Consider the following 21,496-nt stretch of genomic DNA (forward strand, 5'->3'; position numbering starts at 1 on the left):
CTGGGGGCTTTTATTCCTCATTTCCCAATGAACGATCGCGATCGGACTCGCCCCCAAACCCCCAATTCTGGGGGCTTGGATTGCTCATTTCCAATTGCCGACTCTCGACTCCCTAAAATTATTGGAATAATAATCGCAATCCCACTGCCACCAGCAAAATTAAAATCAGGGTTCGGAAAGCGACGGGGTTGATGAATTTGGAGAGGGACAGTCCGGCGACGATCGCGATCGCCATGACCGGAAGGGCGTAGAGAAATAATTTGAAAACGGTTTCGGTGTAGTTGCCGTGGAGGGCGTGATTGACGATCACCATCGCCGTGCTGACCATGAAAAAGCCGTTGATATTACTTTTGAAAACGGCTGGATTCCAGCGGCGGCAGGCGCCGTAAATCACCACGGGGGGTCCGCCGGTGTTGTAGGCCCCGGACAGCAGCCCGGATGCGAACCCGAAACCGTAGGCCCATTGCGGGGAGTCGAGGCGGGGCAGGCTAATGTTCAAGTGTTCCAAAATGAGGGCGATCGCGGCGTAGGTTAAAATCACCGCTCCCAACAATTTTAAGCCCATTTCGGGATCTAAAAATTGCAACCCGGACAACCCGAACGGAATCGCCACCAGGGCCGAAACCGTCAGCCGCAGCACGGCCGAAATCTGAAACTCGTAGCGATAATACAGTGTCAGTGTAAGATTGAGCAAAATACCGATCGCCGCCACCAAGGGAGCCGCCCGGTCGAGTCCCAGCAATTCCGTGAGTAGGGGCATCGCCACCAGTCCCGCACCGAAGCCGGACAGACTTTGGACGAAGACGGCAAAGAAAATAATCGTCAGAACGGGTAATGATTCGGTTGACATTCCGGGGAGTTTGCATTGGGAGCCATACCGTACCATTTTACGGGTTCGGCGGGTCGGCCGAGAAAGCGATCGCATCCGCAGTGATTTCCCATTCCAAAATCGTCCTGTGAGAACCAATATGGTGGGGATGCAAGCCGGCGGTTCGAGGTCGATTGGCATCGGATCGACGTTCGATTCAACTGACACAATGCGATCGATTGTCCGCGGAGCCGACGCCATCGCCGGGGGAATAGGGGCCGCAGTCAAGGGGTTCGCCGAGCCGTGAAAGGTGGAGTTGGGGAGAAGGAAACGGCCCGGTATTGATGCCGGGGGACTCCTTTACAGAAGCTTCACAAACCGAGTCCGATGTTTTACATAAATACCTTGTTTTCTTGGGCGACACCAGTTTAAATTTGAATCATCAGAAATTAAATGCGACATAAAAAATTGTTATGAACAACCAACCCAAAGTTAGTATCGGCTTACCAGTTTACAACGGTGAAGCGTTCCTGGAAACCGCGATCGAAGCCGTTTTGAATCAAACTTTTGGCGACTTTGAACTGATCATTTGTGATAACGCATCGGACGATCGCACTGCCGAAATTTGTCAAAAATATCAAGAACTCGACGGCCGAATTCGTTACTATCGGAACTCCAAAAATATCGGTGCCGCCCCCAACTTCAACCGCACTTTCGAGCTGTCTCGCGGTGAATACTTCAAGTGGATGGCATCGGACGACATCATCGAACCCACGTTTATCGAACTCTGTTTGGAAGCCTTAGAAAAAAACAAATCGGCGGTTGTCGCCTGCCCGATGGTTGACTTTACCAAAGCTGACGGCAGCCATTGGTGGACTCCCAAGCCGGTGTTGGGTTTGGATGCCGAGACTCCCGCTCAACGTTTTAAAGTTGCCCTGTCCAACTTCTGGTGTACGGAAATTTTCGGCCTGATGCGGAGCGACGCGATCGCCCAAACGTCCCAACACGTTTCCTACTACGGTTCCGACAAATTATTGCTGGCTGAACTGAGCCTTTTGGGTTCTTTTGAAACCGTCAATGAATTTTTGTTCAAGCGTCGCTGTCACTCCAATCAATCGAGCCGCCTGTCCAAAGAAGAACGGGATACATGGATCGACAGCGAAAATTCCAAGCGCTCCAAACTGCTGCGCCCCCGGCATTCGACTGAATCGTTAAAAGCCATCTTCAAAATTCCGTTAAATTGGCGCGATCGCTCCGAATGCCTGCAAGTTTTTGTCGGACATTTCCTGGGAAGCTTGGGTTCAAAAATCTCCTATCATCTGGGGTCGAGAATGCCCAAGCGATTCGATCGCAACCTGGCTGCCACGGTGTCTCAGGATGTGGAAACCAACACGGTTGTAGAATTTACCGAACCCCAGAAAGTTGCCAATTAATTGAGAACGTCCGCAAAACAATTTCTGTTGTCGGATAATTGGAAATCTATACGATAACTGATAGTCCGAACTGGATATGATAGGTGAGGTGTTGCGATTCGTTCGGGAATTGTAGGGGCGCCGCGTCTTGCGCCCCGATTTTCAATTTTAGATTCTTCCCTACTCCACCGTCCTCACCGTCAACACCTGCGGCGGCGTGGCATCCGGCGGATATCGAAAATCAACCTCGACCCGGCGAGTTTCCTGTGGTTTCAATTTCATTGTCAGCAGCGGATCGACAATTTGTCCGCGGCGGTGCCACAAATGAAAGTAACTCGTCTTTTCTCTTCCCCACCCCCCCTGATATCGGAGGCGAACCGTCCCGCGAAAATAGGGAAAATCCCAGGGCGGTTGCCGAAAAATCAACCCTCCTTCGGAGAGTTTTTCTTCCTTTTGGGGGGTTTCCAATGTCACCGTCACGACTTGGGTTTTTTCTGCGGGGTTAAATAACGGCAGGGTGAGGTCGTAGCGGACGCCATAATTGCCGTGGGATTGATAGGCTGTGTCGGGGTAGCGGACCGCCAAATCGGCGGCTTGAATTTGACCCGTTCCCAAGGTTCCGGCCCGCACCGTGCTGACGACGTAGGAAATGCCCCGTCCGGGTTCGGGAATGGCGAGGGTATCCCGACCCGAATCGACCAAATCCGCCTCCCATTTTGACCCGATTTGCACCCCCGCCACCCGGCTGTAAATCAACTGACCCCCGGTCTGTTCCGGTGGGGTTGGCACTTTATCCCGAGGTTGTGCTAAATTTCCGGTATCGAGTAACCGTTGCCATTCAATCAATTCGGGCGCTCGTTCTCCACCATCGGGGTGTATCTTTGCATACATTGCCAGACTGGCGATGTAAACGTCGGCGGGGGTGTCATCATCTCCGCCCAATTTGCTGTTCAACCGCATAAATGTCGATCGCCCGTTCACCTGACGCTGCAACCCTTTCACGGGAATGGGCTGATTGAGCAACATCCGGCTTTCCTCGGGGGGAATCTCCAACCGGCGTGGAAAATCGGGCTGTCGCTTTCCCCGCATCACCGCATCCACCGCCCGAATTCCCGGCCCGGAATAAACAGCCCCGTCGGGATTTTTCACCATCGGCGGTTTCTCCTGGAAGGGGGCGTCCGGTTCCAACAAATAACTCGCCGCCCGGTCGATTTCCAGCGTCACGGCCTCCAGGTTGGGATTGTAAACCAAAATGCCCAGATAGAGAGTTTGTCCGTCCGGCGGATTTTGGACGAAGTGGTGGGCGAACAGTTCAAATTCTCCCCGCAGGGGATAGTCGAGGTGGGCGTCGGGATAATAGGTGCCGTAGGGGGGAAAAGTGGAGAGCAAAATCCCCTCTTCTTTAACCCACTCCGGGCTGTTGCTGTTGAACAGGGGAATTTCGTCCAAACTCCCGGGGAGGGGACGCACTTCGCCTTTCTGGACGGCGATCGCGACATTTTCTCCGGCGGATACCAACTGGCTCGCCAGGGGATTTTCCCGGGACTTCCAGGCAGCCCACTCGGCCCTCACCCCATCCTGGAGGGGAAGCACGACCGCAACTCGAAACAAGATCCCCGCCAAACCGCCGCCCAAGGCGGACAGCGCCACAATTACAATGGAGATTACGAGATTTAAGGGTCGATCCTTCATTTATCCTGAAGTTTTAGTGTTGAAAATCGAAAGCCAGTTATGTCTTTTTCTCCCCAGTTCCTCAGCGGTCGCGACATCCGTCAAAAATTCCTGACGTTCTACGCCGCGCGCCATCACAAAATCATGCCCAGCGCGTCCCTCGTCCCGGAAGATCCCACGGTCCTGCTGACCATCGCCGGGATGCTGCCCTTCAAACCCATCTTTTTGGGACAGCGCCCCCGGGAGGTGCCCCGCGCCACGACATCCCAAAAGTGCATCCGCACCAATGATATTGAAAATGTGGGACGCACCGCCCGACACCATACCTTTTTCGAGATGTTGGGCAATTTCAGTTTCGGGGACTATTTCAAAGAACAGGCGATCGCCTGGGGGTGGGAACTGTCTACGGAAGTCTTCGGCTTGCCGCCCGATCGCCTCGTGGTTAGCGTGTTCGAGGAGGATGACGAAGCCTTCGCCATCTGGCGCGACCAAATCGGCATCCCCGCGCACCGCATCCAGCGCATGGGAGAAGCAGACAACTTCTGGAAATCCGGACCCACCGGACCCTGCGGCCCCTGTTCGGAAATCTACTACGACTTCCACCCGGAACTGGGGGATAAACAGATCGATTTAGAAGATGATAGCCGATTTATCGAATTTTACAACCTGGTTTTCATGCAGTATAACCGGGATGCCGACGGAAACTTGACTCCCCTGGAAAACCAAAACATCGACACGGGGATGGGGTTGGAACGGATGGCGCAAATTCTACAAAGCGTCCCCAATAACTACGAAACCGACCTGATTTTTCCGATTATCAAGACGGCGGCGGATATCGCGGGAATTGACTACGCCAAAAGTGACGATAAAACCAAGGTGTCTTTGAAAGTGATCGGGGATCACGTCCGGGCGGTGGTGCACCTGATCGCCGACGGGGTGACGGCTTCCAATATCGGCCGGGGATATATCCTGCGGCGGTTAATTCGGCGGGTGGTCCGTCACGGACGCCTGATCGGAATTGGGGAGGAATTTACGACCAAAGTGGCGGAAACGGCGATCGCGCTTTCCGAGGAAGTTTACCCGAATACCCGCGATCGCGAATCGGTCATCAAGGCGGAATTGCGGCGGGAAGAATCCCGGTTTTTGGAAACCCTGGAACGGGGCGAAAAATTGCTCTCGGAAATTTTGGATAAAAAACCGAAGCAAATTTCCGGCCGGGATGCTTTCGTCCTCTATGACACCTACGGTTTTCCCCTGGAATTGACCCAGGAAATCGCCGAGGAAAACGGTTTGACGGTGGACGTGGACGGGTTCGAGGCGGAAATGGAGGAACAGCGGAAGCGATCGCAAGCCGCCCACGAAACCATCGATCTCACCGTCCAGGGCAGTTTGGATAAACTGGCGGAACACATCCACGCCACCTCCTTTTTGGGCTACGATTTCCCCGACTCCGAGGCGACGGTGGAGGCGGTTTTAATTGCGGGGAAATCCGTCTCGGAAGCGGCGGCCGGAAGTGAAGTTCAAATTGTTTTGGATCAGACGCCCTTTTATGCGGAGTCCGGGGGACAAATTGGCGATCGCGGTTATTTAACGAGTGGGGATGTTATTATCCGGGTGGAAGATGTTAAAAAAGAGTCGGATATTTTCATCCATTTCGGACGGGTGGAACGGGGAACGTTGACGTCGGGAGTGACGGTGAATGCCCGCATCGATCGCGCCTGCCGACGCCGTGCCCAAGCCAATCATACCGCAACCCATCTGTTGCAGGCGGCGTTAAAATTAATCGTCGGTTCGGAGATTTCCCAGGCGGGTTCTTTGGTGGCGTTCGATCGCCTGCGGTTCGACTTCAACTGTCCCCGTTCTTTGACGGCGGAGGAGTTGCAGCAGGTGGAAGATCAGGTGAATAGTTGGATCGCCGAGGCACACCCGGCGGCGGTGGCAGAAATGCCCTTAGAAGAAGCAAAAAATAAGGGTGCGATCGCCATGTTCGGGGAGAAATACGCCGACGTGGTTCGGGTGGTGGACTATTCCGGCGTGTCGATGGAATTGTGCGGCGGCACCCACGTCACCAACACGGCGGAAATCGGGTTATTTAAGATTGTCTCGGAAACGGGGATCGCCTCGGGAATTCGCCGCATCGAAGCGGTGGCGGGACAGTCGGTTTTGGACTATTTGAATGTCCGAGATGGGGTGGTGAAGGAATTGGGCGATCGCTTCAAGGCGAAGCCGGAGGAACTGCCCGATCGCATCACGAATTTGCAAAGTGAATTGAAGGCGGCACAGAAGCAGTTGGAGGCGGTTAAAGGAGAATTGGCGATCGCGAAATCCGACCAATTGTTATCCACCGCCGAAGCTGTGGGAGACTTCAAAGTGTTGGTGGCGGAACTCCCCGGCGCCGACGCGGAATCCTTGAAAACGGCGGCGGAACGCTTGCAGCAAAAGCTGGGCGAAAGTGCGGTGGTTTTGGGTGCCGGAAGTGATGGCAAAGTCAGTTTGGTAGCGGCGTTCAGTCCTTTGGTTATTAAGGATAAGAAATTGCAGGCGGGTAAGTTCATTGGTGCGATCGCGAAACTGTGCGGCGGTGGCGGCGGCGGACGCCCGAATTTGGCCCAGGCTGGCGGACGGGATGCCGACAAGTTGCCGGAGGCTTTGGAGGCGGCGAAGTCTCAGTTGATTGACGGGTTGAAGTAGTGTTTTGGGTGGGCAGTTTTGCCCACCTTTTTTTTGATTTGAACCACAGAGGCACAGAGGACACAGAGAGGGGATATCTAATGAATTATCCAATTGTTATTTATCCTTGCGATGAAGGTGGCTATGTGGCGGAAGTTCCGGCACTCAAGGGATGTTTGGCACAGGGTGAAACCTTGTCTGAAACTTGGGAAGAATTGGAAATTGTCATCAAGCTATGGATTGAAACTGTCAAAAAAAGGAGTCGCTGAACTGATGATTCGAGTCAATTCAAACTTGCTAAAATTTGATGAATTTCTCGCCCAATACGGCGATCGCGATCGCCATGAATTGATCGATGGGGAGGTGGTTGATTTGGAGCCCACGGGGTTACACGAACAGGTTATCAGTTTCTTGGGGCGAAAACTCAATGTGGAGTGCGATCGCCTCGATTTGCCCTACATCATCCCCCATCGGTGTTTAATTCGCATTTCGGACGAAACCTCATTTCGCCCCGATTTAATCATTCTAGATCGGACACAACTGATTCACGAACCCCTCTGGCAATATCAACCCGTCATTACCTCCAATGTGGCGATTAAATTCATCGCGGAAGTTGTCAGCACCAATTGGCAAAATGATTATGCCAGAAAAGTTGAAGATTATGCAATTTTGGGTGTTCCGGAATATTGGATTGTGGATTACCTGGGTATCGGCGGCAGGGAATACATCGGCAAACCCACACAACCGACGCTGACCCGGTGTCAGTTGGTGGATGATATCTACGAAAAACGTTTGTTTCGGAAAAGCGATCGCGTGGAATCTGTCACTTTTCCGGAGTTGCGGTTGCCAGCAGATGCAATTTTTGCGGCGGGACAATTGTAATCATTTTCGCTTGATGTTAATATCGCTTCATATCTATTCGATCTAAGTCCAGTCAATCTACTTGTCAATCCCAATTAATTTCTTTATTGAGTTCCTTAACCAATAAATGTACAGTTGTCGAAGGGTTATTTCTGGCTGGATCGATGGGCCGATACTGTTCTAAGAGTTTTTCTGCACGCTTGATGGCTTGCTTCTGGAAGGGATATAAATCCTCATACATCGTCTTACTATTTTTTCTGTATTTTTGATTGTCAGAAATAAAACCTAGCTTTCTCAGTCGCTCGGTGAGTGCCGTTTCATACTCGGATCTGGACATTGCCGTATCCCGATAATCAAAATGCAACAAATACCAAATTTCAAACGCTTCATTGGAGTAGGCAACTTTAATATCATTGTCTTTGGCACAATCGATCGCTGCATTGAAATTTTTTATCGGAAACGAATCGCGATCGAAAACACACCACACTTCGTCATAGTCTCCATTTTTATCACGTATTTTTATCGCTTCTTCAACCAAGCTGATCGTATTTTCCCCAATACCTCGAACATCAATCACCTCTCTCGGGACGCGAAAACTGAGAAAATAATTTGGTTCGGTTTTTTCGCCTTCACAAACAATTAAAAATCGTTTTCTGAGATTCCTGGAATTGACCGTTTGATTGCGATTTTGATAACCACGAGATGTTTTTTTGTCGGATTTTGTCGATTTCCCGGCTTTTCTTTTTCCCTTTGATTTTTCTTTTTTAGCCATCAATCTCAACGATCACTTTTCGCAGGTTCCCAATAAATGGTATTGCCCCATACCGACCTTTGATATAATCGCTTTCAAATGAATCCTCATTTTTTATATTATATTCGACCAGAGAATATAAATCGGTGGCTCCCTGGCGATCTTTTTCTGTAAACCAGATTTGATCTCTCCTAAAGATTGTGTTAGTCAGTAAGTTGGTATCGTGGGTCATAAAAATTAACTGTGCGTTGTGAGGATTGGTTTCATTAGAGTTGAATAATTCGATAATAGTTTTGGTGATTAAAGGATGTAACCGAGCATCCAATTCGTCAATAACCAGAATTTCCCCTCGTTTCAGGGTTTCCAAAATCGGCCCCGCAAATGCAAATAGCTTTTGCGTTCCGTGGGATTCATCTCGATCTAGAGAAAAGGTTTCATTTCCGACAACTGCTCCTTCCGAATCATACTTTTTATGAAAGGTTTGAATATCACTCGATTCGAGTTTATTCATCAAAATTATCTTTCTGAGTTGTTCTGGGATGCCACGGGGCAGTTCGTCTTCTAACACAGCTTTTGTTGAAATTTGAATCCGGTCGATGCCCAAATCCAGCTTTTTGATAATTTTGATAATATCTGAACCGTATTCGTCAAAATAATCGACGGCAATTTCACGATAAAATTCTGTTTCTAAACCAGAAATGACATTCAAATTTTCTCCAAAAAAAGACAATATTTTTGATGAGATAGTACCGTTGAATTGGGCGACTACCGAAATAAACAGAGCATTCTTTCTCGTCCTTTTTTCCAGTCCCTCACCTTCCGAAAAAACTTTAGTTGTTTTGATGTCATTTTTGGTTCGCTTAAAAAGATATGATTCGCGTTTTTTGGGGACGTGAAACAACCATTCAGAAATGATTTGTTGATGGTCTACCTCAAACCCGTAGCGATAAATTTTTTTGTTGCAAATAAAGACGATCTCAAAGTGAGACGGTTCACCGATTGTTTCGGTACTCAGTTTAAAGGGTCGGACATCTATTTTATCGGTAATTTGCGTTTCTTTGGATGAACTCAAAACAAAGAAACGCATAAAATTCATCGCTTTAACTAGATTGCTTTTGCCGCTCGCATTGGCTCCATAAACTGCTGCACTTTTCAGTAAACTCAGTTCACCATCGACTGGAAAAATGTTATTTTCATCAACTTTTGCATCTCCAGATTTGATCTGAGAAGCAACCATGCTGAAGGTAACTTTTTCTTTGAATGATAGATAATTGCCGACGCTGAACTCGATCAGCATAATGACTGAGAATTTGACGGTGGGCGGTCAATTTGCAAAACAATTACAAATCTTGGCTCGATTATAACAAGCCGTGGCATCCCAGACAAGATCACTCCAAAAACGCGATCGCCCCGTCCGTGTACTGGGGAGATGTCCCGGGACTGATGCAGTCAACAAAAATATCCTTTTTCACCATTTGAACCGATCCGAAAATCGTCGCAAAAGCCACATCCGCCGCATCTCTCCCCGTTCCGATGCGGATTAAACCGCTGCGGGGCACCAGGCGAGTCGGATCGAATAAATACCAGCGATCGCCCAAATAAGCCTCAAAATAGGCGTGAAAATCCGGCGGTTCCAAGTCGTAGGCGTACCCCGTCACGAACCGGGCGGGAATGTTCATCGCCCGACAAAAGGCGATGCCCAAATGGGCGAAATCCCGACAAACGCCGGCCCGTTCCGTGGCGGTATCGAAGGCGGACGTGTGGGCGTTCGTACTTCCCGACAAATAGATCACATTGTCGTAAATCCAATTGCACATTGCCGTCACCCGGGAATAGTCCGGAACCAAATTTCCGAACTCCGTTTGGGCGAACCGGAACAGGCGATCGGACTCACAATAACGACTCGGATAAAGATAGTGTAAGACCTTCAAAGGCAATTTCGCCGGGGGAATTTCGGGGATATTTTCGGGTTGTTCCTCGAAGTGTTTTACCTCCACCGTCGCCTGGTAGGAAAGTTGCAATTTTCCCGGATTCACATTCACCCGAATGTATCGGTTTTCCAGTTGGGGCGAAATGTATTCATCTACCTCGGCAGATGCCGGCGAAATATGCAGATCTTCTTGCAGAATATTTTGATACTTATTATTGCAAACTGCGACATTGAAAATCAAGGTGCTGTAATCGCCGATCTCGTATTCCAGTTGACACCCCAAATTAAATTTCATTGTGACTTAACCTCGTTAATTGAGCGGTTCTAACTTTAACTGATACCGATACAGGGCGACTGGATGTCCGGCCGCTTGGAAATAGTTTGGATCTTGGGGAGATAAATAAATCGCCGTGATCTGATCGGCTGATATTCCCCCTTTTTCCAAATGATAATCGGTGGTCGTTTCCACCTCATTCAGATACAAAGTAGACTCCCCCTCGAAAATCTGCTGGGCGATTTCCGTGGCGATAAATTCTCCCGGTTGGGGCGTTTCCGTGTCCCGACTGGTGACAACGGAAACCAAATCGCGATCGCCCGGAAATTTCGTGACCTGGCGGTTGGGGTCTTCGGGATCGACCCGCACCGACAACACGGCATCATCCCCCAAAACAGCCCTGGCAATATTTAAACCATTATAAGCGCGATCGGCAACTATCTCCGGATAGATTGGCGGCGGCTGAGATATCGGAAACGGCGACCAACTCGGCGGTTGAGATTTCCCTTCCCCAAACCGGACATCGAAGCGAACGGGTTGATTAATTGAACCGAGATTCCCCTCAAAACCCGGCGTCACCAACTCCGGCGCCAAAGGTGCCCGCGCCTCCACCAAAATACTCGTCACCCGCCACTCCCCCGCCATCCACTGCGGATAGATCAAATCCCCCCTCGCCGCACCCAACGCCGGTTTCCCCCGCCATTCCGGAAACTCGGAGATGCGATCGCTCAACATCCCCGCCAAAACCGCCGATTCCCACCCCCAAAACAGGGCAAAAATCACCATCAATCCCAATACTAAGCATCGCAAAAAATCAATATAAATCTCTCCAAACCTCATCCAAACTCTCCCACAAATGTTATAATAAAAAACGAATAAATCCTCCGTGTCCTCTGTGCCTCTGTGGTTGATTTTCCACCCATCTTAAATACCCAAATAAAATCTCTCCCCACACCCCACCGAGCACACCCCACACCCTAACTAATGGTACGATCGCCAACAGACAGACGAGCGAGACGTTAAACTATGACCGCGAATAAAATTGGAATTGCCGTCATCGGGACGGGATTCGGGCAAAAAGTCCACATCCCCGCCCTCAAAGAACATCCCCGCACAGAAATTGTAGCGGTTTACAACCCGGATATCGAGAAAGCCAAGGCGATCGCATCCGAACACAAGATCCCCAACGCCTGCGATCGCGTCGATGAAATTGTCGCCCTCCCGGAAGTCACCGGAGTCACCGTCTCCACCCCCCCATTCCTGCACTTCCAGATGGCCAAACAAGTCCTCCACGCCGGCAAACACCTGCTATTGGAAAAACCGACAACCCTCAACGTCGAAGAGGCGAAATACCTCTACCAACTGGCGACGGAAAAAGGCTGCGTCACCACGATGGATTTTGAATTCCGGTTCGTGCCCGCCTGGATGCAATTCGCCCAACTGCTGAGTCAGGGTTACGTGGGACAGCGGCGGCTGATCAAAATCGACTGGCTGGTTTCGAGTCGCGCCGATGCCAACCGGGCCTGGAACTGGTACGCTCAGAAGGAGAAGGGCGGCGGTGCCTTGGGGGCGATCGGTTCCCACAGTTTCGACTATATCCCCTGGCTGTTCGGTCCGGTGCGGCGCCTGTGCGGGCAGTTGACAACCACCATCGCCCAACGCCCCGATCCCGCCGAGTTGGGGAAACTGAAGCCGGTGGACGCGGACGACACCTGCACGTTGATGTTGGAGTTGGCGGACGGGACCCCCTGCCAGGTGTGCCTGAGCTCCGTCAGTTACCAGGGACGCGGACATTGGGTGGAAGTGTACGGCAGCGACGGGACGCTTGTTTTGGGAAGCGACAACCAAAAAGATTATATTTACGGCTTCAAATTGTGGGGCAGCAAAGGCGGGGAAGAGTTGGCGGAAATTGAGATTCCCGAAAGTTTGCAATTTCCGAAACAGTATTCCGACGGGCGGATCTGCGGGTTTTTGCGGGTTCTCGAACGCTGGATGGAGGCGATCGGGCGTCATGAGGCGATCGTTCCTTCGCTGCGGGAGGGGGTTTATTCTCAGTTGTTGATGGATTTAACTCACGAGTCTAACGCCACGGGAACTTGGGTTGATGTCCCCGATTTCGAGGCGTTTTTGGCGCAGGAATAAATGGGTTGGTGCGTCGGGCGATCGGTCTGACGCACTATTGTTTGATTTCAATACGAAGCCTCGTTAGCAGGATTTTAATCCCTTCATGCAAATCCGATCAATTGATTTGTTGATTTAAAAATTTACACCTCATTTTTTGGTAAACTTCGCAAAAAATTCTCGATATAAACTCGTAGTATCAATGACAATAAGATTGTTGCGAGCGCGTGTAAGTGCAGTATAAATTAACTCGTTCAGCGATCCTTCATACTCATCGCTACGGGTGTCACTGATAATTAATATCAGAGTATGTGCTTCCCATCCTTTAAAAGAGTGAATCGTCGAAAACTTGACAGTTCCAGAATTGGCCCAAAAGTGCAGCTTACGTCCGCGCCTAATTTCTTCTAACTTGCTCTTGAATTGAGAGAAATTTTCATATTCTTCTTTTGTTTCACTTGTATGAGTTGTTTTTTCATGCGATATCTGTCGATACAAAAATTCTAAAGATCTGATTTTTTCATTTGTTGGAGCAAGAACTACTAAGTTGTTTGGATGAATGCTCAGTGCCAACATTTCATCTCGAATGATATCTACAATTTCTTCATCACCAATTTTTTGATGGTCATAATATTTCAATGTTGAAGATGTTCCACAAAGATTGGGCTGCACATCATTGTCAAGTTGGTAACGTCCTGTAAAATAAAACTTTTGAAATTCTTGAGCAACGCGAAGTAAATCGGTTTCCATGCGAAAGGAGTCTTTCAATTGATTCCACTGACCGCGTACAGTTGGAATCCTCGGAAAACGGTCATCATCCATCTGGCGACCATAGATATTTTGCTTCTCGTCACCAAATACCACGAATTCACCATCTTCAGATAGAAAGTAGTTGACTATAAGACGTAGCCACTCCTGTTTATAGTCTTGCACTTCATCTATTAAGATGGTTGAATAACGCTCAATCTTGTCTTTGACAGGTTCAAAGAATTTTTCTCGATCAGATGCTTCAAAAAAATCTTCATCTTCCCATACCATTTCATAATTATTACATTGGATTTTGAAAAATTGGTGGTAGTTAGTAATTTCAAATCCTGACCAGGGAAAGGAAGCACGAACTTCACTGATGCGATCGCGAATGTAATTTCGTAATGTAATATTAAATGTGAGAATTAAAACCGTTTTTCGAGTGCGTCTATATGCGGCTACAGCCCGTGCAGCCATAACTTTTGTTTTGCCACAACCGGCTACACCACGAACCTTCTGACGAGTATTTGGACGACTAATAATCAACTCTTTTTGTCGCTTAGTATATTGAATTTCTTGTCTCAGATCGGGTGTATGTTCGGGAGGCTGTAAAAATATTTTAAAACTTTCGTATAACTCCTTATTGAATAGCAGTGATGGTCGATTAAGCCGTGCTTTCTGTAGGACATGATTGAAAAATCGGGGATTGAGTGCATCATATCCTAGTATTTGCGTGTAGCCCGACTCACGGCAGAAAGATTGAGAATATTTGGTACTTTCATTATGGAAGTAAACGGCAGTTTGAACGACAGAAAAAAAATTTGAATTTTTAATTTTTGCCTCGAACAGTTTGTCGATGTGGAGTTTGTATAAGTTATCTTTGTAAGTGTGAACTTGTTCTAAGGGCGAACGAATTTTACAATTATTCTTGATTAGAATCCAGGGGTAACGTCCGCCTTTGGGATTTTTATAATGCCGGAGATGCCAATCTTTCACTTCTATTATAAGTACACCTGCATCAGGTTTGAGAATTACTATATCTGGTTTGTCGCCATTGAGAAAAGGCTGAACGTAAATTTCATAGTGATCGTCGAGATTTTTGATCAAAAAATCAAGGAGATGTCGTTCTCCAGGTTCAAGAGGAACTCGAAATTTATTAATTTCTTGTAATGGCGGAAAACAATGAGCCATAGGTGGACTCCGTAGATCGATACACCTGTTCTCCATCATAACCCACCTGTTGAACTTGGCAACAGAGGCCATACGGGTTCAGTTTACACTGAATGCGTGCGTTCCCTATTCAGACGATCGCGAATTTCCTGCCCATCCCATTTTTAGCCAACCTTTAGCCGAAATTGCCACCCCATGAACTCAATCCAAGCACTGCACAATCAAGCCATGAATCTGGCCGAACAAGCCGAACGCGCCAAACTGCGGGGGGAAACGGCGACCCGGCAATCGCTCGGGCATTTGCGCTAGAATACCGAACGGCTCAACAGAGGCGATCGCTCTGGCATCGCAGTACGGCTACTCTGGCGATCGCCTGTGGTGAACTCTCAACCGCCGAACAACCGATCCTCACGGCTTTCAATCATCCCGCAATTCATCCGCGATTTGGTCGTCATCCAGGTTGATGACCGGCACTTGCAAACGTCCGATTTCGTACATAAATTTTAGTTTGCTCATCCGGCAAAATCGGGCTGCTTTTCCGAGAGAGAGTCGCCGCAACTCGAACAGCTTTACCGCCAACAAAAACAGCAATTTTTCCTCCAATTCTTGAGGTGACTTTCCGGAGGTTATCAATAGGTCGTCGGGATAGCTTAGGGACAGGTTTGGCATGGATTTATTAATATTTGCTCGGTGGGATAGAATTGAACTGTGTCAACAGTGCCAGATTGATTTTACCGGTTGCGGGCGATGTCGGCAATAGATGCTGTCATGACCGATCGCGCGATCGCTCGTCATCGTCCAATCCCAGTCTAACCCACACTCTCCCCACCAAAAGAAAAGAAAGAAGAGAGAAATTCCTCACTCCTTCCGAGTCAGGGAATCTAAAATCTAAAATCTAAAATCTAAAATTCCCCCCTTCCGACTCTCGTTGTTGATACACTAGAAGGGGGGGAAACACAGATTCACCCCGGGGAAACGCTCAGATCACGGGAGTCGAGGAAGACACTCATGCAGGCAGGTTGGCGGATCGGATCGATATTCGGTATCCCACTCTATATCGATCCCTCTTGGTTTTTAATCGTCGTGTTGGTGACATTCGCCAACAGTCAAGACTATGTGGAGTGGGGCCAGTTATTGTCCTGGGGGGCGGGATTTGCCGTGGCCCTGCTGCTGTTCGCTTCGGTGTTGTTGCACGAATTGGGACACAGTTTGATCGCCAAGTCCCAGGGTATCCAAGTCAATTCCATCACCCTATTTCTATTCGGGGGAATTGCCTCGATCGAAAAAGAATCGAAAACCCCCGGTCAAGCCTTCCAGGTGGCGATCGCGGGTCCTCTGGTCAGTTTGGCGCTGTTTTTTCTCCTCACCGGGTTGGCCCAAAGCTTGCCGGACACCAATTTGATCCATGCGATCGCCAGTCGCATCGGGGACATCAACCTGATCCTCGCCATCTTCAACCTGATCCCCGGCTTACCTTTGGACGGGGGACAGGTGCTCAAAGCCACGGTTTGGCGGATCACCGGGAGCCGATTTGCGGGGGTGCGCTGGGCCGCCAAAAGCGGGCAGTTCCTCGGCTGGGGGGCGATCCTCCTGGGTTTATTCGCCCTGCTGGCGGCCAACAACTACAGCGGGTTGTGGATCGCCCTGATCGGCCTGTTCGTCCTCCGCAACGCCAGTTCCTACTCGCGGATGGGGGACCTGCAAGAAACCCTGATCAAAATTAAAGCCGCCGACGCCATGACCCGGGACTTCCGGGTGATCGATGCGGACATGACACTGCGACAGTTCGCCGACGACTATCTGATCGCCGCGGACTCCATCCCCGTGTTTTTCGCCGCCTCAGCGGGCCGCTATCGGGGCTTCGTCTCCATCGAGGCGTTGCGGATGGTGGAGCGCAGCGAGTGGGAAAAACGCACCCTCCACGACGTTGTAACGCCCCTCGACGAGCTGATCGCGATTCCAGAAAAAGCGCCGTTGGTGGAGGCGATCGCGAAAATGGAGGACCACCAACTGCCCCGGATCACGGTATTGTCCCCGGCGGGGGCCGTGGCGGGGGTGATTGATCGCGGCGACGTGGTGAGGGCCGTGGCGAAGTCCCTGAAAGTTGCCATTCCCGAAGCCAGCATCAAACGCATCAAAGAGGAGGGCGACTATCCTCCCGGACTGCCCCTGGGCCAGATCGCCAAAACCACCGAATCCTACACAGAAAATTGAGCCGCCAAAGGTGCGATCGCCCGCCATTCCGCCTCGCTCAGGGGTCGGGTTTCCAACTCGATCCCAAAACTCTCCCGGGCGGCATCAGCCAAAACGGCGATAATGGTTTCCAAAGGTACGGAGGGCGGCGGGGGCGATGTCATCTTCACTCCGAAAAGGCGATCGCACAGCTCCGGGTCGGGATTCAGGCGCATGGAGCCGTGTTGGAGGATTGCCCCGTCCCGCCGCAGTTGGGCGCTGCCGATGAGTTTGTAGCCGCCGTCCGACACTAGGTCAGCCCCCGTCGCCGTCGCGAAGCAGTCGGGGTTGTGGATGTAGCCGCGTCCGGCACTGCCGTAGTGAAGGTTGTATCCGAGCGATCGCCACCCGGCGATCAGAAATTGGCACAGGTATTGATAAACCTGCGATCGCGGCCCGGACAGACCCGACGTCACCAGCGCATAGGTCAAATCCCCCTGGTGCAGGACACCCCGCCCCCCGCTGGGACGGCGCACCAGATCCACGGGGCGACCCTGCCATTTCAGATCACCCCAAACCTCCGGCCAGCGCCGCTGGTGGTAGCCCAGAGACACCGCCGCCGGTTCCCAGGTATAAAATCGCAGCGCGGGGGGGTGTTCGCCCCGGCGATGCCCTTCCAACAGCCAGGAATCGATCGCCATCTGCAACGCCCCCGGAGCCTGCAAAAGGGGGATGAAACGCCAAACGGAAGGATTGAACATTGGGAGTAGGGAATAGGGAATAGGGAATAGGGAATAGGGAATAGGGAATTTTTAACTTTCCCCACACCCCACACCCTACACCCCACGCCCCATTCCGAACTCTTCGAGCAGCAGTTCGTCATTGTCGTCGGCGATGGTGGCGACGATGGTAATCGATCGCGAAATTTCCCCCGCCGTGATGCCGGCCAGGGTGCGGGTCGCCAGAACCACCACCTGATTGTTGGCGATCGCGAAATGGGATTCAAACGTCGAAAGCCAGTTCATTTCCAGCAGTTTTCTCGCCAACTGCTCCTCATTCTTCGCCGGCAGTTCCAACACCGGCGACCAAACCGTAAGGGTGTCATCTTCGGTGTCCCCCGTCAGTTGCACGAACACCTGGACGCTGCCGTATTGAAACTTCCAAAGATGACCCGCCTCGCTCTGGCCGACCATCACCTTTTGGTCTTGGGCCAGACCCGCGATCACGGTTTCGATTTCTTCGGTGTAGGTGATTTCGGAGCGATCGTCCATCAGATCCTCCGGGAGCGTTTCCAGGTTGGGCTCATTTGTGGATGTCATGGCAAATCTTTGGGTTGCGTGTGTTTGCTTTTCTTTCCACAGTATCGCCTTTCGGCGACAAAACAGAGGAGAATCCGTCCCGGCAGTCTATAGCAGTTGTCTGTCTGCTGCGATACACTTCGATCCCCATTCCCTACTCCCCATTCCCCATTCCCCATTCCCCATTCCCCACTCCCCACTCCCCACTCCCTACACCTACACCCTACTCCCCACTCCCTACTCCCCAGCGGAGCCATCGGGTGACATCGAAGGTGGTTCCCGTCAACTTGATCGCCCGGCCAGAGCGATCGAAAACCGGACCGCCTCGGGCGTTGATATGGCGAATTTCCCCATCATTGGCTCGAATGATGCGTAAGTTGACTTCAAAGGCTTTCCTTTGCAGCACCGGAATCCGAATCGCCTCCTCGTGGAGTGGGAGATCGTCGGGGTGAATCAGGGCCGAAACTTCTTCGGGCCCGGGAGCCGGCCGATTCGGATCGAGGCCGTGGATGAGAAAAAGTTCCTCCGTCCAGTAGGTTGTGCGAGTTTCGAGATCGAACTCCCAACACCCAACTTGAGCCATTCGTTGAGCATTTCGCAACATCATTTCCGATCGCCGCAGTTGAGCCTCAACGTGTTTGCGATGCTCAATTTCTTGCTGTAGGCGGGCATTCGCCGCCATCAATTCTTGCCAAATGTTGGCGGTAATCGAATCGAGCGTCCCTTCCGGGAGATCGGATAATCCCTGGGCGGATTCCACATGATAAACCGGATCGAGACAGTATCCCCGACCGTAGTGGGTTTGAATCAAATTGTTAATTCCCGCCTGTTCGAGTTTGCGGCGAATGCTGCGGATGTGGCTGTTGATGGTGGCATCGGTGGGCAATTCGTCGTCCAATGTCCACAGGCGATCGCCCATTTCGCCCCGAGAAAACATTTGCCGGGGATGTCTCAAAAATAGCTCCAGAATTTGATATTCCTTGCGGTTGACTTTCAAAATTTGACCGCCGCAGGTGATCTGCCGGGAGGCGGGATTGAGAGACAGAGGTCCCCAGGTGAGCAGGGGACTGGCCCGACGCAGGCTCCGCCGCGCCAGAGCCCGGAGATGAGCCAGCAGTTCTGGGATGCAAATGGGTTTCACCAAACAAGTGTCGGCGCCGCCATCCAAACCCTCGATACAAGTCCCCGCATCGGAAGGCTCCAACATCAGCAAAACGAGCACGGGGTTGCCCACATCCCGCAAGCGGCGGCAGAGGGCAATTCCATCCAGCTTGGGTAACAGCAACTCCAGCAAAACCGCATCGTACATAAACGCCTGAATCAATTCCCAAGCCTCCCCGCCATCCGTGGCCACATCGACGACAAAGTTTTGGCGAGATAAGTCTTGATGCAGTTGGTTCTGTAGGGTTGTGTCCGGGGAAGTGAGCAAAATTCTCATGGTTCGGCGTCCGGCTCGGGCGAATCGGCGGGAGGATACCTCCCACATTACACAAACTTTTCAGATTTCGATCGTACAGTGTTCGGGTGTAGTTAAATCGGTCAGAGTGGCTCTATGGTTCCCGCCTCACATCAGGCCTATGATTTCATTCAAAAGAACGCCGTGACGAGCGGTGTGATCAACGGCATCATCAACGGTGCGATCGGCTGGTTCATGTTTCGGGGAAAAGAGACGATACCTCTGACCGTTGACACGATATCAGCCCACGAAAAAACGGTCTTCTCGACGGGGGTGATGACGGCATTCATGCTGTCGCTAATCTTGGGAACGATCGCCTTTTTTACCTTCGGCAAAAAAGCCAAAGATTTCTCGGTTCCATTCCCGGAGCTTTTGAACCGACCCTTTTTATTTTTTGGGGTGAGAACTATCCTCTTTTATTCTCTGTTTGCCTTCGGTACGGTGACATTGTTTGCCCTCTTCTTACAAAAGTTTTTGGGAACGATTCCGGTGACACCATTGCTCGGTGCCATCATCTTGGGTATCATTGCCGGGATTGCCTCTTGGTTTATCAATGCGGCGGTCATGAAAGCCATGCTGCGGCCCGAGTAGGGGATAGAGTTATAGCAAATCCGGTTATTGACTCTCTCAATCGGGTGTAGGGTGTAGGGTGTAGGGTGTAGGGAGAAGACAGGAAAGAAAAACTTCTGATTCCTGACTCCTCACTTCCAACTTATCCGAGAAGGGGGAAAGGGTTGACGTTGATTTTCCCGCCCGCTCGAAGACTCGCCAATGTTTTCGGGTCGATAATCCGGGTTGGATATGACGAGTATTTAACATTGTGGAGATTTTGCAAATATGACAGTTTTGGACACCTTCGGACTCCCGGATCAGGTCGCCATTGTCACGGGGGGCGGAGCCGGTATCGGTCGGGGCATTGCCGAATTATTTGCCCAGGCCGGGGCGGCGGTGGTCGTCAGTGATTTGAAAGAGGAAACTGCGGCGGCCGTCGCCGACGGCATCAAGGAAAAGGGCGGTCGAGCTCTGGCCGTGGCTTGGGACGTCACGAAGGATTCGGATTTGGAAAATTTAGTCCAGTCTACCCTCGACGCTTTTGGCAAAATTACCCTGCTAATCAACAATGCCGGGGGGGGCGGTCCGAAACCTTTCGATATGCCGATGGATACGTTTATTTGGGCTTACAAAATCAATGTATTTTCGGTCTTTCACCTGTGCCAATTGTGCGCTCCCCACATGGAAGCAGCCGGACAGGGGGCGATTTTAAATATCTCTTCGATGTCGGCGGAAAATAAGAACGTCAAGATGGCATCTTACAGTTCCTCCAAAGCCGCCGTCAGCCACCTGACCCGGAATATCGCCTTCGATTTGGGACCCAAGGGAATTCGGGTGAATGCGATCGCGCCCGGGGCCATCAAAACCGACGCCCTGGCTAAGGTACTGACCCCCGAAGTCGAAACAGCCATGCTCAAACATACCCCCTTGGCGCGGTTGGGAGAACCCAGCGATATCGCCTATGCGGCACTGTTTCTCTGTTCCCCCGCCGCCAGTTGGATCAGCGGGCAAGTGCTGACGGTCAGCGGCGGCGGCGTTCAGGAATTGGATTAATTTTTCGCCTGAGAAACTGACTGTATTTCAAAGTATTTATAGCAGTTGTCTATCTGCTGCCATACGGTTCGATCCCCACCTCTGGCTCCCCCCTTATTAAGGGGGGCGGGGGGGGATCTGTGTACCTCACTGACTTGAAAATTGTTGTCAAATTAACCGAGGAAACGACCATGAGCAATTTTGATTCATTCGCCGACTTTCGCATGAATAACCATGTGGCGATCGTCACCGGCGGCGCCCAAAACATCGGGGAAGCGATCGCCAAAACCTTTTCCGGTGCCGGGGCGAAGGTGATGATTGCCGACTTAAACGGAGAAAAAGCCCAGGCCACCGCGGCGGCCATCCAAGCGGAAACGGGCAATGAAGCATTGGGCATCGGCTGCAACGTCACCGTCGAGGCGGACATCCAAGCCTGCGTCGCCAAAACCGTCGAAGCCTTCGGCGGCATTTCGACCCTGGTCAATAACGTCGGTTGGGTTGACTTCTCCCCGGTCTAAAGACGCGGGGATTCTTAAGCCGTCCAAAACTGAACTCTTAAAGGCATAGTCAATGT

At 51.1% G+C, this 21,496-nt stretch carries 20 protein-coding genes; 9 read left to right on the forward strand and 11 right to left on the reverse strand.

The features are described 5' to 3' along the window. Positions 1–118: 118 nt before the first annotated feature. Entirely contained in the window at positions 119–850 is a 732-nt protein-coding gene (locus LKE08_RS22725) for a sulfite exporter TauE/SafE family protein (protein WP_324706553.1), read from the reverse strand. Positions 851–1,281: 431 nt separating this feature from the next. Here LKE08_RS22725 and LKE08_RS22730 point away from each other — a divergent pair, with 431 nt between their 5' ends. Then, positions 1,282–2,241 carry a glycosyltransferase family 2 protein gene (locus LKE08_RS22730; RefSeq protein WP_324706554.1) on the forward strand — a complete coding sequence of 320 codons (960 nt, stop codon included), beginning with the start codon at positions 1,282–1,284 and terminating at the stop codon, positions 2,239–2,241. Positions 2,242–2,400: 159 nt separating this feature from the next. Here LKE08_RS22730 and LKE08_RS22735 read toward each other — a convergent pair whose 3' ends face one another. Continuing rightward, a complete protein-coding gene (locus tag LKE08_RS22735) occupies positions 2,401–3,912 on the reverse strand; it encodes a DUF3370 domain-containing protein (RefSeq protein ID WP_324706555.1) in 1,512 nt (503 codons plus the stop codon). Positions 3,913–3,951: 39 nt separating this feature from the next. Between LKE08_RS22735 and alaS the strand changes: the two genes are divergently transcribed. The 3 genes from alaS (at position 3,952) to LKE08_RS22750 (ending at position 7,443) form a co-directional block, all read left to right on the forward strand. After that, positions 3,952–6,582, forward strand: a complete 2,631-nt coding sequence (alaS, locus tag LKE08_RS22740) for an alanine--tRNA ligase (RefSeq protein ID WP_324706556.1) — start codon at positions 3,952–3,954, stop codon at positions 6,580–6,582. A gap of 80 nt (positions 6,583–6,662) precedes the next feature. Next, positions 6,663–6,830, forward strand: coding sequence for a type II toxin-antitoxin system HicB family antitoxin (locus LKE08_RS22745; protein ID WP_324706557.1), 168 nt, complete (start codon positions 6,663–6,665; stop codon positions 6,828–6,830). A 4-nt stretch (positions 6,831–6,834) separates the two neighbouring features. Beyond that, a complete protein-coding gene (locus LKE08_RS22750; RefSeq protein ID WP_324706558.1) occupies positions 6,835–7,443 on the forward strand; it encodes a Uma2 family endonuclease in 609 nt (202 codons plus the stop codon). A 64-nt stretch (positions 7,444–7,507) separates the two neighbouring features. Here LKE08_RS22750 and LKE08_RS22755 read toward each other — a convergent pair whose 3' ends face one another. From LKE08_RS22755 to LKE08_RS22770, 4 genes are all read right to left on the reverse strand, one after another. Next, complete coding sequence (locus LKE08_RS22755) at positions 7,508–8,194, reverse strand: RloB family protein (protein ID WP_324706559.1); 687 nt, start codon at positions 8,192–8,194, stop codon at positions 7,508–7,510. Continuing rightward, entirely contained in the window at positions 8,187–9,470 is a 1,284-nt protein-coding gene (locus LKE08_RS22760; RefSeq protein WP_324706560.1) for an ATP-binding protein, read from the reverse strand. The genes LKE08_RS22755 and LKE08_RS22760 overlap by 8 nt, the downstream gene beginning before the upstream one ends. 91 nt (positions 9,471–9,561) lie before the next feature. Continuing rightward, on the reverse strand, positions 9,562–10,398 hold the full coding sequence (locus tag LKE08_RS22765; RefSeq protein ID WP_324706561.1) for a transglutaminase family protein: 837 nt from the start codon (positions 10,396–10,398) through the stop codon (positions 9,562–9,564). A 15-nt stretch (positions 10,399–10,413) separates the two neighbouring features. Continuing rightward, a complete protein-coding gene (locus LKE08_RS22770) occupies positions 10,414–11,163 on the reverse strand; it encodes a DUF6816 family protein (RefSeq protein WP_324706572.1) in 750 nt (249 codons plus the stop codon). Between the two features lie 240 nt (positions 11,164–11,403). On the opposite strand from LKE08_RS22770, the gene LKE08_RS22775 reads away from it, so the two are divergent. Next, the gene (locus tag LKE08_RS22775; protein ID WP_324706562.1) at positions 11,404–12,519 is read left to right on the forward strand and encodes a Gfo/Idh/MocA family oxidoreductase; all 1,116 of its coding nucleotides are present in this window, start codon (positions 11,404–11,406) and stop codon (positions 12,517–12,519) included. Positions 12,520–12,648: 129 nt separating this feature from the next. Here the strand turns inward: LKE08_RS22775 and LKE08_RS22780 are convergent, their stop codons facing one another. Further along, entirely contained in the window at positions 12,649–14,433 is a 1,785-nt protein-coding gene (locus tag LKE08_RS22780; protein ID WP_324706563.1) for an NERD domain-containing protein, read from the reverse strand. 396 nt (positions 14,434–14,829) lie between these two features. Further along, complete coding sequence (locus LKE08_RS22785) at positions 14,830–15,081, reverse strand: UPF0175 family protein (protein WP_324706564.1); 252 nt, start codon at positions 15,079–15,081, stop codon at positions 14,830–14,832. Between the two features lie 339 nt (positions 15,082–15,420). Here LKE08_RS22785 and LKE08_RS22790 point away from each other — a divergent pair, with 339 nt between their 5' ends. Next, positions 15,421–16,626, forward strand: a complete 1,206-nt coding sequence (locus tag LKE08_RS22790; protein ID WP_324706565.1) for a site-2 protease family protein — start codon at positions 15,421–15,423, stop codon at positions 16,624–16,626. Here the strand turns inward: LKE08_RS22790 and LKE08_RS22795 are convergent. The 3 genes from LKE08_RS22795 to LKE08_RS22805 all read right to left on the reverse strand — a co-directional run bounded on the left by LKE08_RS22795 (position 16,611) and on the right by LKE08_RS22805 (position 19,320). Then, positions 16,611–17,345, reverse strand: a complete 735-nt coding sequence (locus LKE08_RS22795; protein ID WP_324706566.1) for a biotin/lipoate A/B protein ligase family protein — start codon at positions 17,343–17,345, stop codon at positions 16,611–16,613. The genes LKE08_RS22790 and LKE08_RS22795 overlap by 16 nt on opposite strands. Positions 17,346–17,420: 75 nt before the next feature. Then, positions 17,421–17,903, reverse strand: coding sequence for a YbjN domain-containing protein (locus LKE08_RS22800; RefSeq protein WP_324706567.1), 483 nt, complete (start codon positions 17,901–17,903; stop codon positions 17,421–17,423). Between the two features lie 202 nt (positions 17,904–18,105). Then, positions 18,106–19,320: a winged helix-turn-helix domain-containing protein gene (locus LKE08_RS22805; protein ID WP_324706568.1), complete on the reverse strand. Its 1,215-nt coding sequence runs from the start codon at positions 19,318–19,320 to the stop codon at positions 18,106–18,108. 114 nt (positions 19,321–19,434) lie between these two features. Here LKE08_RS22805 and LKE08_RS22810 point away from each other — a divergent pair, with 114 nt between their 5' ends. From LKE08_RS22810 to LKE08_RS22820, 3 genes are all read left to right on the forward strand, one after another. After that, entirely contained in the window at positions 19,435–19,929 is a 495-nt protein-coding gene (locus LKE08_RS22810; RefSeq protein WP_324706569.1) for a permease, read from the forward strand. Between the two features lie 246 nt (positions 19,930–20,175). Beyond that, positions 20,176–20,943 carry a 7-alpha-hydroxysteroid dehydrogenase gene (hdhA, locus tag LKE08_RS22815; protein WP_324706570.1) on the forward strand — a complete coding sequence of 256 codons (768 nt, stop codon included), beginning with the start codon at positions 20,176–20,178 and terminating at the stop codon, positions 20,941–20,943. Between the two features lie 170 nt (positions 20,944–21,113). Further along, complete coding sequence (locus LKE08_RS22820) at positions 21,114–21,440, forward strand: SDR family NAD(P)-dependent oxidoreductase (protein WP_324706571.1); 327 nt, start codon at positions 21,114–21,116, stop codon at positions 21,438–21,440. Positions 21,441–21,496 lie beyond the last annotated feature (56 nt).

Source organism: Lyngbya sp. CCY1209 (genome assembly GCF_035615495.1).
In the GTDB taxonomy this organism is placed as follows: Bacteria; Cyanobacteriota; Cyanobacteriia; order Cyanobacteriales; family Microcoleaceae; genus Limnospira.

Bases quoted from the DNA above. Each gene is read 5' to 3' on its own strand.
- LKE08_RS22735 (WP_324706555.1), bottom strand. From the start codon at position 3,912: ATGAAGGATCGACCCTTAAATCTCGTAATCTCCATTGTAATTGTGGCG.
- LKE08_RS22805 (WP_324706568.1), bottom strand. From the start codon at position 19,320: ATGAGAATTTTGCTCACTTCCCCGGACACAACCCTACAGAACCAACTG.
- LKE08_RS22760 (WP_324706560.1), bottom strand. From the start codon at position 9,470: ATGCTGATCGAGTTCAGCGTCGGCAATTATCTATCATTCAAAGAAAAA.
- hdhA (WP_324706570.1), top strand. From the start codon at position 20,176: ATGACAGTTTTGGACACCTTCGGACTCCCGGATCAGGTCGCCATTGTC.
- LKE08_RS22725 (WP_324706553.1), bottom strand. From the start codon at position 850: ATGTCAACCGAATCATTACCCGTTCTGACGATTATTTTCTTTGCCGTC.
- LKE08_RS22810 (WP_324706569.1), top strand. From the start codon at position 19,435: ATGGTTCCCGCCTCACATCAGGCCTATGATTTCATTCAAAAGAACGCC.
- LKE08_RS22750 (WP_324706558.1), top strand. From the start codon at position 6,835: ATGATTCGAGTCAATTCAAACTTGCTAAAATTTGATGAATTTCTCGCC.
- LKE08_RS22755 (WP_324706559.1), bottom strand. From the start codon at position 8,194: ATGGCTAAAAAAGAAAAATCAAAGGGAAAAAGAAAAGCCGGGAAATCG.
- LKE08_RS22770 (WP_324706572.1), bottom strand. From the start codon at position 11,163: ATGGTGATTTTTGCCCTGTTTTGGGGGTGGGAATCGGCGGTTTTGGCG.
- LKE08_RS22775 (WP_324706562.1), top strand. From the start codon at position 11,404: ATGACCGCGAATAAAATTGGAATTGCCGTCATCGGGACGGGATTCGGG.
- LKE08_RS22790 (WP_324706565.1), top strand. From the start codon at position 15,421: ATGCAGGCAGGTTGGCGGATCGGATCGATATTCGGTATCCCACTCTAT.
- LKE08_RS22730 (WP_324706554.1), top strand. From the start codon at position 1,282: ATGAACAACCAACCCAAAGTTAGTATCGGCTTACCAGTTTACAACGGT.
- LKE08_RS22820 (WP_324706571.1), top strand. From the start codon at position 21,114: ATGAGCAATTTTGATTCATTCGCCGACTTTCGCATGAATAACCATGTG.
- LKE08_RS22745 (WP_324706557.1), top strand. From the start codon at position 6,663: ATGAATTATCCAATTGTTATTTATCCTTGCGATGAAGGTGGCTATGTG.
- LKE08_RS22795 (WP_324706566.1), bottom strand. From the start codon at position 17,345: ATGTTCAATCCTTCCGTTTGGCGTTTCATCCCCCTTTTGCAGGCTCCG.
- LKE08_RS22765 (WP_324706561.1), bottom strand. From the start codon at position 10,398: ATGAAATTTAATTTGGGGTGTCAACTGGAATACGAGATCGGCGATTAC.
- LKE08_RS22785 (WP_324706564.1), bottom strand. From the start codon at position 15,081: ATGCCAAACCTGTCCCTAAGCTATCCCGACGACCTATTGATAACCTCC.
- LKE08_RS22800 (WP_324706567.1), bottom strand. From the start codon at position 17,903: ATGACATCCACAAATGAGCCCAACCTGGAAACGCTCCCGGAGGATCTG.
- LKE08_RS22780 (WP_324706563.1), bottom strand. From the start codon at position 14,433: ATGGCTCATTGTTTTCCGCCATTACAAGAAATTAATAAATTTCGAGTT.
- alaS (WP_324706556.1), top strand. From the start codon at position 3,952: ATGTCTTTTTCTCCCCAGTTCCTCAGCGGTCGCGACATCCGTCAAAAA.